Origin of the sequence: Lactobacillus sp. RTP31084st1_F9_RTP31084_210423 (assembly GCF_040919545.1) — a bacterium.
Classification (GTDB): Bacteria; Bacillota; Bacilli; order Lactobacillales; family Lactobacillaceae; genus Lactobacillus; species Lactobacillus paragasseri.
Genome location: NZ_JBCOVH010000002.1, coordinates 421056 through 433116 on the forward strand (window position 1 = coordinate 421056; position 12061 = coordinate 433116).

General features: G+C 34.7%; 11 protein-coding genes. 6 read left to right on the forward strand and 5 right to left on the reverse strand.

All coding sequences use genetic code 11. The features are described from left to right. Nucleotides 1-136: 136 nt before the first annotated feature. From AB5359_RS07385 to AB5359_RS07395, 3 genes are all read right to left on the reverse strand, one after another. The gene (locus AB5359_RS07385; protein WP_003649335.1) at nt 137-2965 is read right to left on the reverse strand and encodes a transglycosylase domain-containing protein; all 2829 of its coding nucleotides are present in this window, start codon (nt 2963-2965) and stop codon (nt 137-139) included. Between the two features lie 97 nt (nt 2966-3062). Then, entirely contained in the window at nt 3063-4460 is a 1398-nt protein-coding gene (pepV, locus tag AB5359_RS07390; RefSeq protein WP_126327859.1) for a dipeptidase PepV, read from the reverse strand. A gap of 17 nt (nt 4461-4477) precedes the next feature. After that, nucleotides 4478-5860 carry a glycerophosphodiester phosphodiesterase gene (locus tag AB5359_RS07395; RefSeq protein ID WP_048685446.1) on the reverse strand — a complete coding sequence of 461 codons (1383 nt, stop codon included), beginning with the start codon at nt 5858-5860 and terminating at the stop codon, nt 4478-4480. A 100-nt stretch (nt 5861-5960) separates the two neighbouring features. Between AB5359_RS07395 and AB5359_RS07400 the strand changes: the two genes are divergently transcribed. Genes AB5359_RS07400 through AB5359_RS07420 form a run of 5 tightly spaced genes read left to right on the forward strand, consistent with a single transcriptional unit; the run spans nt 5961 to nt 9624 of the window. Beyond that, nucleotides 5961-6287: a hypothetical protein gene (locus tag AB5359_RS07400; protein WP_003647701.1), complete on the forward strand. Its 327-nt coding sequence runs from the start codon at nt 5961-5963 to the stop codon at nt 6285-6287. A 13-nt stretch (nt 6288-6300) separates the two neighbouring features. After that, a complete protein-coding gene (locus tag AB5359_RS07405; protein WP_144842154.1) occupies nt 6301-7668 on the forward strand; it encodes a bifunctional UDP-sugar hydrolase/5'-nucleotidase in 1368 nt (455 codons plus the stop codon). Between the two features lie 11 nt (nt 7669-7679). Next, nucleotides 7680-8225, forward strand: coding sequence for a YutD family protein (locus AB5359_RS07410; protein ID WP_003649331.1), 546 nt, complete (start codon nt 7680-7682; stop codon nt 8223-8225). 2 nt (nt 8226-8227) lie between these two features. Further along, complete coding sequence (locus AB5359_RS07415) at nt 8228-9010, forward strand: TIGR01457 family HAD-type hydrolase (RefSeq protein WP_368279887.1); 783 nt, start codon at nt 8228-8230, stop codon at nt 9008-9010. Beyond that, complete coding sequence (locus AB5359_RS07420) at nt 8998-9624, forward strand: TIGR01906 family membrane protein (protein ID WP_003649329.1); 627 nt, start codon at nt 8998-9000, stop codon at nt 9622-9624. The genes AB5359_RS07415 and AB5359_RS07420 overlap by 13 nt, the downstream gene beginning before the upstream one ends. Here the strand turns inward: AB5359_RS07420 and AB5359_RS07425 are convergent. Further along, nucleotides 9621-10271, reverse strand: a complete 651-nt coding sequence (locus tag AB5359_RS07425) for a VTT domain-containing protein (RefSeq protein WP_003649328.1) — start codon at nt 10269-10271, stop codon at nt 9621-9623. The two genes, AB5359_RS07420 and AB5359_RS07425, sit on opposite strands and share 4 nt — an antisense overlap. Before the next feature lie 26 nt (nt 10272-10297). Continuing rightward, the gene (locus tag AB5359_RS07430; protein WP_077410166.1) at nt 10298-11254 is read right to left on the reverse strand and encodes an NAD(P)/FAD-dependent oxidoreductase; all 957 of its coding nucleotides are present in this window, start codon (nt 11252-11254) and stop codon (nt 10298-10300) included. 100 nt (nt 11255-11354) lie between these two features. Here AB5359_RS07430 and AB5359_RS07435 point away from each other — a divergent pair, with 100 nt between their 5' ends. Beyond that, nucleotides 11355-11720 (forward strand): CvfD/Ygs/GSP13 family RNA-binding post-transcriptional regulator, encoded by a 366-nt coding sequence (locus tag AB5359_RS07435; RefSeq protein ID WP_003649326.1) that lies wholly within the window; start codon nt 11355-11357, stop codon nt 11718-11720. Nucleotides 11721-12061 lie beyond the last annotated feature (341 nt).

Sequence of the window (12061 nt, forward strand, 5' to 3'; positions counted from 1 at the left end):
TAAATAATAATACTTTGATTAATTTTATTCAATATATTTTAATAATTAGTTTGAAAATTATAGTTTTAGTCAAACAAAAAACTGATAATCGTTAATTTTGATTATCAGTTTTTATTGATTTTAAAACTATATTTTTCTATGGAGCAGTTGGACCATTATTAGTGGCTGTACTGCCTTCAGTGGTCTCGCTGCTAGTATTTGTGTTAGCAGCTGAACCTTCATTAGAACTAATATTTGAATTTACATCATTTGCAGCATTGTTGCTCTCGGAATTACTACTTTCCGCGGAAGAAGATGATTCACCTGTGGAACTTGAACGATTTCGCCTAGTAGAAGTAGATGATGAAGAACCATTATTATTTCCTCCTTGACCAGTACTTCGAGCTTGTTGGTCATTTGCTCCGACATTTCGGTTAGTTGAAGACGAGGAATTATTATTTGATTCACGGTAAACTTCGTGGTTTTTGCCGTAATAATTTTTAGCATCTTCTGAAGTTGAACCATCAGCGACAGCAAATAGGCTGTTGATGTTTTTCTTCTTAGAAATTGTCTTGCCAGTATAGATTAAGACTTTGCCATAATCATTATTCTTGCCTTCTAAGTAATCATAGAAGAGGTTGTAGTCTTTAGTTGATCCACCGATACCAAATCTAGCAGTAGCAGCTGGAGCAGGGGACAAACTTAATGCAGTAGTCTTTTTGCCAGAGAGCTCAATATTATCGCCATCATAGCTTACAGTTCCTGGTAATGTTCCAGTTCTTGCTAAGACTCTATTTTTATAAACCGAGCTTGGACGACTTGGTGCATCATTTAATTTAAAGATCGATGGATCTTCTTCGTAAAGTGCATTAGCGATATTTGCCCAAAGATTTAAGTTGGTCTCACTAGAATTAGAATCTAGGTTGTATGAGTGACCATAGAAGTTATCATAACCCATCCAACTAGAAATCGTGATCCCAGGAGTAGACCCATTAAACCAAATATCACGATAATCGTTACTGGTTCCAGTCTTACCAATTAAGTTCTTGTAATTAAACTTCAAAGTACCGGTTAAACTTGATGCAGTACCCTTAGTTACTACTTGGTGAAGCAGCTTCTGCATAATGTAAGAAGTACCAGTAGAGAAGACCTTTTGTGGGTTTTGCTTATGCTTATAAATTACTCTACCTGATGGATCTCGAATTTCTTCAATGTAGTAAGGATCAGCACGCTTACCATTGTTATAGAAGTTAGAGAAGGCACTAGCATTATCGGCAACTGAAAAACCATAATCTGTACCACCGAGGGCCAAACCTAGGTTTTCAAATTCGCTTTTACTCAAGTTTAAGCCGAGTTTTTTCATATCCTGACGCAAGTTAATGTTCTTATCGTTGACTAACTTACTGTATAAGTTTACGGCAGGTAAGTTGTAAGATTTACTTAGAGCTTCTTGAGCTGAGATAAACCGGTTTTCTACAGTTGAATTATAGTCAGTTGGAATATAGTTGCCAAATCTAGTAGGGAAATCTGCCAGTGCTGTTTGGCTAGAAATCAGCTTATGTTCAATTGCTGGACCATAGACTAGGTATGGCTTAATAGATGAACCAGGTGAACGATAAGTATCAAAAGCGTGGTTAATTTGAGAGTTCTTAAAGTCAACTCCGCCACTGAATGCTAATACCTTGCCAGTTGCGTTATCAATTACGACACTACCATTTTCTACATGCTCAGTAGTATTAACCCACTTGTTAGTAGATGAGTCAAAATCACGAGATGTCTTATCTTGACCATATTTATTTTGCTTAACTATACGTTGCATGGTTTGATAAAGTGGCTGTCTAATCGTGGTCTTAATATGATAGCCCTTTTGATGAAGTAATTCAGTTGCACTAGTTAGGTATTGATTATAACGGTTAGTATCTTGTTTAACATCTGATACCTTTAAACCATCTTGCTCAATTAATTTTTCTGCTAAGAGACTGGTACTCTTATTCATTACTAGATTATATAAGTAGCCACTTTGCTTCTTTTGTTTGGATGCTTTTTCAGGAGCAAGAAAATCAGCGCGTAAATCATATTTTTTAGCTGCAAGATAGTCTTTTTTACTAATATCGCCATTTCGATACATCCGAAATAGAACAATATCTTTTCTGCGCATTGCTAAATCAAGGTCTTTTTTAATTTTTCCGTTTAAACGATATGGGGTATAAATAGATGGACTTTGAGGTAAACCAGCAATGAAAGCAGCTTGTGGCAAGTTAAGTTCAGAAATAGACTTACCAAATATACCTTGTGCCGCAGTTTTAATACCCACAATGTTTTCTCCACGGTTGTTTTTACCATAAGGAGCAGCATTTAAATATGAACGGAGAATATCTTCTTTTGAGAAATGCTTTTCGATCTTATGAGCATAAAACATTTCGGTAACTTTTCTTCTCCAAGTGGTCTGACTAGTTAAAAACTGCATCTTAACCAATTGCTGAGTTAAAGTTGATCCACCAGTTTGAACACCAACACCAGTTAGTTCAGAAAGGACAGCTCTAACTAGGGATTTAGGTAAAACTCCCTTATGAATATAGAAATTTTCATCTTCAGTAGCTGTTACAGCATTCTTAACTAAAGGGGTTAGTTCGCTTTCACTTGCCTTTTTGGTGACTGTATCTGAGCGAACCGTAGCAATTTTTTTATTGCCAGCATAGTAAAGTGTGGCTGAATTTTGTGCATGGTTTATTTGCTGATTTAATTCGCTAATTGTTGGAATGGGCTGCTGGCGAACAATGCCAAGGGCGTAGCCACCACCAAAACCAATTAGGAGAAATAAACCAAAAACTGCAATTAAGATCAAATAATGGAAAACACGACGTAAAGTTAAATAAACGATGCCGCTGTAAAATTTCCATTGGCTTTCGTCTGATTCGCTTTGAAGTGTTTTAACTTCTGGCCCCGCAGTTAGGAACTCTATGATTTTTTCTTTTAAATTTTTCACAGATCAGGATCCTTTGTTAATTACTTTCCCACTATTATAGCAAAAAAAGGACTAGCATTGACGCTGTCCTTTTTTACGAATTTATTAATATTTTGATTTATTTAGTTAATTCATAGATTGCTTCAGCATAAATAGCAATTGAATTAATCAAATCTTCAACCTTCATGTATTCATTTGGTTGGTGCATAACAAGTGGAGCACCTTCTGGTTGAGCACCAAAGGCTACACCATGTTTAAATAAACGACCATATGTACCGCCACCAATGATAACTTCATGACCTTTCTTGCCAGTTTGCTTTTCATAAACTGACAGAAGAGTTTTAACGATTGGATCGTCTCCAGGAACATAATGAGGCGCTTCTGCTGAGCCATCAACTCTGGCATCTAAGATATTGCCAAATTTTTCGTTGATGTTTTTAACCATTTCTTCTGGTTCAATACCTTGTGGGTAGCGAACGTTGTTTAGTAGGTATGCATTTTGACCTTCAAAGTTAAACATACTTGGTGAACTGGTTAAGTCGCCCATTAAGTCGTCATGATGGAAAATACCTAACTTCTTACCGTTAAAGTCTTTATGTTCAACAGTTGCAAGGAAGTGTAAGAAATTCTTGGCTTGACCATCAAAATTAAGACTATCAAGGAAAAGAGCAAGGTAAGTAGCAGCATTTCTACCAGTTTCAGGAGCTGAAGCATGAGCACCGTGACCGGTTAGAGTTAATGAAAGACGACCGCTAAGCATTTCTGCTTTTCCTTCAAGTTTATGTTCTTTAAGGAATAAGTTGAATTTTTCTTTGATGCCATCAATATCGCCTTCAAGTTGAGCATGAGCGGTTTGAGGGATGACATTAGTTGCAATTCCTGATTGGAATGTCCAAAGTTTAACGTCGCCTTGGCTTGGATCATCTTTAAAGTCAAGTTTTAAGGTAACAATGCCTTGTTCACCATTGATAATTGGAAATTCTGCGTCAGGTGAGAAAGCAACATCTGGGGCAGGTTGATGCTTTAAGTAGTAGTCAATTCCAACCCAGTTAGTTTCTTCATTAGTTCCAACTACGAAGTCAATTTTCTTTTTAGGTTTAAAGCCGTGTTCTTTTAAAATTAGCATCCCATAGTAAGCTGCTAATGATGGGCCTTTATCATCGGCACTACCACGTCCATAAATTTTGCCATCTTTGATAGTCATCTTAAATGGATCGGTCTTCCAGCCTTCACCAGCAGGAACGACATCCATGTGACCGATAATACCGACACGCTTGTCGCTAGAACCCATGTTGATTCGACCAGCATAGTTATCAAAGTTTTCAGTATCAAAGCCGTCACGTTTAGCAAATGATAAAAACTTTTTCATAGCCTTAACTGGTCCGGGACCTACAGGATATTCTTTGCTAGTATTATTTAAATCTTCAGAAGAATCAATTGCAATCAATTCTTTTAAATCATTTAAAATAGCATCCTTCTTTTCTTGTGCTAATTTTTTATAATCTAGTTCTTCCATAACATACTCCTTTATTTTTATCTCTGATTAAATATTACAGCATTTACATCTGAATAAGTCGACCAAAAGCTTTTATTTGGGACTTTTTCAACTGGTAAATAGGGAAATAGGGCAACGTTTGTTTGACGATAAGCAGGATCAAGTTTTTGATAATTCTTATAGGCAAATGTATTTTTATTAAATAAGCCATAATATAAGACTTTAGAAGACTTAACCCAGCCATCATTAGTAAGAAGCCATAAATCTTTAACTCCGCCACTTGCACCTAGTATTTTATAGTGTTTTCTTGGCATAAGTCGATTCTTTTTACCAGATTGCTTATCAGGTTTATTATAAGTGAAAATTGGATTTTGAGTAGGGTTAATAATGCTTAAATTCCAATATGGCAGAATCCATTCTGGCTGTAAGTCTAAACTAACCAGGTCGGCAGGAACAAATTCCTTATCGCCAATTTGATAAAAAGTTTGTCCTGAGGCGATAACAGCTGAAGAAACATGAACTGGGTCTAAAAAGTTAAGTTCTTTTGATGTTGTCACTTTTAGATATGGATTTTCACTAATTGCAGTAGGCATCCGACCAAAGTAAATTCCATCTTTATTGACGTCATATTTTTTAGTACCAGTTTTAGCTAATTTGTATTTATAGCCTCTTGCGGGGAAGTTAGTGACAACTCCATCAACATCATTGTTGATTAACCAGTTCCATAGCTTCGGCGTTTCATTCATTTCAGCCCAAACAAATACTTTTTGATGTAGTGCATGAAGCTGGCTAATTAGCTTGGGATTTTGAGTAATTAGATCAGATGAGATATTGATCCCGTTTACGTAACTTAATACTTCAAAATTAATTCTTTGCAAAGAACCAACAATAAAGATTCTTGGAACATCTGGTAGCAGTTGACTCATAGTTTTTAAGCTCGGTGCAGAAAAGCTGTGAATCATTACCCGATCTTGCATATGGTACTTTTTGATACTGGCAGCAAGTAATTCTTCCATATTTTTAGGACTATTATGTTTAGTTTTTTTGGTTTCAAGTAGGAATTTAGTGTTAGGTTTATCTTTGTAGTAATCAAATAATTGATCTAAAGAGATAATTGATTCACCATTAGCTTGTTTTAAGGTGTTTAAATAGGAGAAATTATTTTGTGATACAATAACCGATGATCCAACAACTCGGCTTAAATCACGGTCATGAGAAACAACTAAGACGTTATCTTTGGAAACATGCAGGTCAAGTTCAACATAGTCCGCGCCATCCGCAAAAGCTGAGTTATCACTTTGAATTGTTTCTTCTGGATATTTACTGGGATTACCGCGGTGACCAATGACTAGGAATCCCGATTCAAAAATAAAAATCAAACTAAAAAAAAGGGCTAGGAAATAATGCCTGCTTGTTTTCATGTGTACACCTCTATTCTTTTTAACAATAGCATGGATGTATACTTTTTTCTATAATTAATATAGTAGTTAATAATCATTTTAAGAAAGTAGATGCTGAAATATGGCTTATGAGCAACTAGATTTAATCGAAGAAGTTACTCGCAATGACGGATCTAAATATTATGAAATTTCAAATATTGATCAAAATGGTATCGCTGAATTAGCCGTAGACCGTGGATTAATAAAGAAAGTACGGATACTTCAGCTAAATTTGGCTAGAACAAAGGCACTTCAATTATACGAAGAATATATTAATAAAACATATCAACTAGAAACTTTAACTAATGAGGATGATTGGAAAGATCCGCAGTGGGTTGAGTGGGAAAAACCTAAAGGAAAAGTTTTAGACGCCTTTAATACAGTATTAAAAGCCAATCATATTGGTTAGAAGAGAGTAAAGTATGGAAAAATTACGTATTGTTCATACCAATGACTTACATTCTCACTTTGAACAATTTCCTAAAATAAAAAGATATTTACATCAAGCGCAAAATGATAAAAGCGTTGATCAAACTTTTACCTTTGATGCTGGCGACTTTATGGATCGTTCTCATCCTTTATCAGATGCAACTGAAGGTCAAGCTAATATTAAATTAATGAATGAATTTAATTATGATGCGATCACAATTGGTAATAATGAAGGAATTTCTAATTCACATGCAGTTTTAGAAAAATTATTTGATCATGCGAATTTTCCAGTTATTTTGGCTAACTTACGTGAAGAAGATGAAAGTATGCCGAAATGGTGTACTTCATATAAAATTTTTGAAACTAAAAAGAAAACGAGGATTGCAGTTGTTGGTTTAACTGCTGCTTATCCAATGACGTATGGCCCTAACCATTGGCATGTAAAGTTGATTTCTGATACTTTAGATAGATTACTTCCTACAATTAAAGGACAATATGATATGTTAATCATTGTTAGTCATATTGGCTTAAGGATGGATCGATATATTGCACATCATTATCCAGAAGTGAACTTGATTGTTGGTGGACATAGCCATGATTATTTGCCCAAGGGCGAGAAAGTAAACAAAACATGGATTACTCAGACTGGAAAATGGGGTCAGCATGTCGGCGATATTGCGATTCAATTAAATGATAACCACCAGATAGTGTCAATTGTGCCAAATACTGTCAAAACAGCTGATTTACCAAGTTTAGAATCGGACCAAGCTAAAATTGCTGCTTGGCGTAAGCAAGGTGAGCAGATGCTTCAATCACGTCAAATTGCAAAGCTACCTGCTAAATTTAACAATGATAAAATGGCGGCAATTCAAGTTTCTCTCGATGCAATTAGTAATTTTGCTGGAACTGATATTGCGGTTTTAAACAGTGGCTTGTTTTTAACGCCATTTCATCAGGGAATTTTAACAGAAGCTGATTTACAAGCTGCTTTGCCTCACCCAATGCATGTAGTACAAACTAAATTGCTTGGAAGTGATGTTTGGCGCATGGTAATGGAGATGGAAAAGAATCGTCATTTTCTAAGTAAGTTTGCTCTTAAAGGAATGAGTTTTAGAGGAAAAATCTTTGGCGATCTTGTTTATAAAGGTATTCAAGTTGATCATGCAAGTAGAACAGTCTACATCAACGGAAAAGAGATTGATCCTGAAAAAGAGTATACGCTTGCCTTGCTTGATCATTATGTTTTAATTCCATTTTTCCCTACCATTTCAATTATGGGCAAAAACAAGTTTTTGTTCCCTGATTATTTACGGACTGTAATTGGAAACTATTTAAAAGAAAAATACCCGATAGATAAATAGAAAGAAAAATAATGGAGTATAAAGAAGCAGATAAAGAACAACCGCTTTATCATCCTTTGGCTCATGTAATTGTCAATGAAGACACGATAATGATTAATGGGCGAAAGTATGAAATTTTAGCTAATGTAAAAGATGCTCTAGATATTGAATTGCTAAAGGAAAAATATGATCCTTACCTTGATCAGTACGATTATTTAGTAGGGGATATTTCAAGTGAGCATTTAAGATTAAAGGGATTTTATGATGAAAAAGATCGCGTTGCAATTGATAAAAAGGCTAATGCGATTGTGGATTATTTAGAGGAATATTGTAATCCCGGCAGTGCGTATTTTGTTTTACGACTAGCTCAAGAAAATCAGATCAAGAAGGTTGCGTTTGGCAGACAAAATAAGAGAAAAAACATGTCTAATAATCGCTATCATTCTAAACGTCCCTACTTTAAAGAAAGACGTGTCCACAAAACAAGAATTGGTGGTCATAAAACAGCTGTAAAATTTCAACGTGGAAAGGGAAGTCATAAAAATAGGGGCTTCGTAATTAAGAAAAGAAAGGGCTAATTGTGGAACATAAAGATTATAAATGTTACTTAATTGATTTGGATGGAACTATCTATCGCGGTAGCGATACGATCGAAAGTGGCGTGAGATTCATTCATCGTTTGCAAGAAAAAAATATTCCCCACTTATTTTTAACTAACAATTCTACTCGTACGCCGCAAATGGTAGTTGATAAGTTGCGCGGACACGGAGTTAATACAGATATTTATCATATTTATACGCCTGTTTTAGCTACAGAGTCTTACTTGCTAGCTCAAAATCCAGATACTGCTAAGATACCAGTTTATATCATTGGACAAACAGGATTAGTGCAAGGGCTATTAAAAAATGAACGTTTCTACTACGATGATCGAAATCCTAAATATGTGGTAGTTGGAATGGATACGGATTTAACTTATCATAAAATTCGCGTGGCTACTCGCTCGATTAGAAATGGTGCAACCTTCATTGGGACGAATGCTGATAAAAATTTACCTTCTGGAGATGAGCTATTGCCAGGTAACGGTGCACTGTGCACAATGCTAGAAGTAGCAACAGGTGTTAAGCCTACTTATATTGGTAAACCGTCATCAATTATTGTGGCTAGTGCTTTGAAGATGCTAAATGCTCAAGGCAAGGATGCAATTTTGGTTGGGGATAATTATGATACTGATATTATGGCAGGCGTTAACTGCAATATTGACTCTTTGTTAACTTTGACTGGTGTAACTACTAAGAAACAATTGGCAGAAAGGGATAAGCAGCCAACTTACGTTGTAGAAAATCTGGATGAATGGAAACTATGAAGAAAAAGCCAATCGTTGCAGTTGTTTACAATTGTTTGATGGCTCTTGCTACTGCTACTTTGGGAGCAGTAGTTTTAAGCTGGCCGTTATTAGCAGTTTTTGTAAAAATCCAAAAAACAAATTTAATAGTAAAAACAACCTTAGCAACAGTGATGGAGAACTATACACAGCTCTTAGATTATTTATTGTTGCCATTTAATGATAAACTTCAGATGTCTAATTTTCCGACTTCTTCAAGCGCAGCGCGTCATTTTTATGAGTGTAAGTTATTATTTGAATTAGCAATAATTGTTTTTGTAGTTGGATTACTTATTCTTATTTTCTTAAAAATGAGAAAGAGAATGAGTTATATTTATATTTCGAGAACAACAGCGCTAATTTTCATGATTTTACCTGTGATAATCTTACCGTTTGCTTTAATGAATTTTGATGAATTTTTTATAGCATTTCACCATCTCTTGTTCAACAATGGTGATTGGCTGTTCAATCCTGCAACTGATCCCATTATTAACGTATTAACTGAAGAATTTTTTGCTGGTTGTTTTGCAACTGGCGGAATAATTTATGAGTTATACTTTTCTTGCTTTATTTTGTCAAAAAAAAAGGAGCTTTAACGAAGCTCCTTTTTTAATACTAATTTTTTCTTTAACCAGATAATTAAGACTGGCAAAACCGAAATTAAAATGATTGCAATTACGATCAATGAGAAATGTTCCTGGACAACTGGAATGTTCCCAAAGAAGAATCCTAATGCAGAGAATAGAGTTACCCAGAGAAAACCACCAATAAAGTTATAAATGATGAAAGTTCGATAATGCATCTTACTTGCACCTGATACAAATGGAACAAATGTACGAATAAATGGAATAAATCTTCCAATTACAATAGTAATGCCGCCGTGTCGATCGAAAAAGTTTTCAGCGGCTTTTCGTTTATCTTGATTAATTAATTTGTTGAACCAACTATGTTTAGTTCCTTCAGCTTGCGACCAGTGTCCGATTTCATAGTTAATCGTATCACCTAAAACAGCAGCTGCTATGAAAATTAGATAGCAAACCCAGAAATGAAGATTATATTTAGGTGTGGCTGCCATAGCACAACATGCAAATATAAGTGAATCTCCAGGTAGAAATGGAAAGATAACCAGACCCGTTTCGATAAAGATAATTGCAAATAAGATTAAGTAAGTCCAGTTTCCAAACATATTCACAATGGTGACTAAATGGTCATCAATATGAAGAATAAAATCGATAAGTCCCATAAATAAAAATAGATTCCTTTCACAAATTAAATACTGGTAGAATGAAAAGTCATTGTTTTTTCTGGAAATAGGTCTTGCATAATATTGCTAATTGCAATTTGTGCTTCACCAAATCCTAAAGCAATCATTGGTACTCTTCCAGGATAAGTAATGGCATCGCCAATTGCATATACATGGGGAAGATTAGTATGCATTTGTTGAGAAACAGCGATTAGATTATGGTCTAATTTGATTCCCCATTTACGTAATTGTCGATTATCACTCTTGAAGCCATATGCAACTAGTATTTCATCAACATTTTTAGTAGCAAAATCTTGACTTGCACCAACTTTATGCAAAACTAATTCCATTCTATTATTGTTTAACTGCACATCTTTTGGAAGATAAGGAGTTAAAAGTTCAACATTTTTTAAACTTTTAAGCTTGTTGACGGAGCTTTCAAGACCACGAAACTCATTTCTACGGTGAATTAAAAATATATCTGATGTGGTTGCTAACTCTAGCGCCCAGTCAAGTGCAGAATCTCCACCACCAAGAATAGCTACTTTTTTGTTAGCAAAGATTTCAGGATGCTGCATTGAGTAATGGATATGTTTTTGTATGTCTAAAGTAGTTGATAAAGGAAGTGTTTTAGGCTTAAATGCTCCAAGCCCTGTAGCAATTAATAAACTTTTAACTTCATATGTTTTATCGATTAGGATATTTTCGTTTTCTAAAAAAGAAATCTCTTTTACTTTATGAGAGAGTATGAATTTAGTATTACTGTTTTGCTCAAGTAATTGAGAAACTAGTTTTTCACCTTTAATAGAAGGAAAAGCGGGAATATCCTTAATATTTTTTTGTGGATAAAGCATATTAATTTGCCCGCCAACTTCGTCTAATGCATCAAAAGAAATTGTCTTTAATCCGTGTAAATTAGCGAAAGAGGCTGCAAAAAGTCCAATAGGACCTGCACCAATAATAGCTAAATCATATTTTTCCATCTTTATAAGAAATCCTCCATAAAAACTAAGCATAGAAGTCATGTCTTTAGCGTTAATTAAAAAGACAGTTATAATTAATATTAGTAAGGGATGAGATAGTATGCAAGTTAAAATTGGCGATATAGTTCATGGAAAAATTAGTGGGATACAACAATATGGAATTTTTGTAAGGCTAGATAGCAAGGTAGAAGGTTTGATCCATATCTCTGAAATACATGGTGGATATGTTAAAGATATCGGAAGAGAGTATCAAGTTGGCGAAACAATAAAGGTACAAGTTATTGATATAGATCCATACTCTAATCAGATTAGTTTATCAAGAAGAGCAGTCCTTCCAGAAGTAAAAGAAGCAAGAAAAAAGCGAGTCCATTTTTGGACTTCAAAACGAGTTAAAAAAGGTTTTACTCCTTTAAAAGAGGTCCTGAGTACCCAAATTAAAGAAGCAAAAAATAGATATTCGAAATAAAGAGCAAATAAACATGTTAAGTATTACTGCTTAACATGTTTATTTTTATATCCGAATTTTTAAAATAAAGATTGCTTTTAAATTGGAAAAACAAAAGACGAAAATCAGACAATCGAAATTTATTAATAGTTAATATTCGGAATATATCTTTTTGTTAAAAACTATATTGACGAAAAGGAGAAAAGTCTGTAAAGTAATACATGCTGTTTGAGGCAAGCAAGAAGCAGAGCGAGGAGGCAAAGCGAGAAGCTTGTCAAGAGAGCAGAAAGATGATAATATTATAAAGCTGTCATTTGAGAGAGATGAGAAAGAGGAAAAAAGGCTTGTCAAAACTCAAGAGG

What these genes read in the sequence shown, in the direction of transcription:
- pepV (WP_126327859.1), bottom strand. Translation starts at nt 4,460, where the DNA reads ATGGAAGAACTAGATTATAAAAAATTAGCACAAGAAAAGAAGGATGCT.
- AB5359_RS07395 (WP_048685446.1), bottom strand. Translation starts at nt 5,860, where the DNA reads ATGAAAACAAGCAGGCATTATTTCCTAGCCCTTTTTTTTAGTTTGATT.
- AB5359_RS07400 (WP_003647701.1), top strand. Translation starts at nt 5,961, where the DNA reads ATGGCTTATGAGCAACTAGATTTAATCGAAGAAGTTACTCGCAATGAC.
- AB5359_RS07405 (WP_144842154.1), top strand. Translation starts at nt 6,301, where the DNA reads ATGGAAAAATTACGTATTGTTCATACCAATGACTTACATTCTCACTTT.
- AB5359_RS07410 (WP_003649331.1), top strand. Translation starts at nt 7,680, where the DNA reads ATGGAGTATAAAGAAGCAGATAAAGAACAACCGCTTTATCATCCTTTG.
- AB5359_RS07420 (WP_003649329.1), top strand. Translation starts at nt 8,998, where the DNA reads ATGGAAACTATGAAGAAAAAGCCAATCGTTGCAGTTGTTTACAATTGT.
- AB5359_RS07425 (WP_003649328.1), bottom strand. Translation starts at nt 10,271, where the DNA reads ATGGGACTTATCGATTTTATTCTTCATATTGATGACCATTTAGTCACC.
- AB5359_RS07430 (WP_077410166.1), bottom strand. Translation starts at nt 11,254, where the DNA reads ATGGAAAAATATGATTTAGCTATTATTGGTGCAGGTCCTATTGGACTT.
- AB5359_RS07435 (WP_003649326.1), top strand. Translation starts at nt 11,355, where the DNA reads ATGCAAGTTAAAATTGGCGATATAGTTCATGGAAAAATTAGTGGGATA.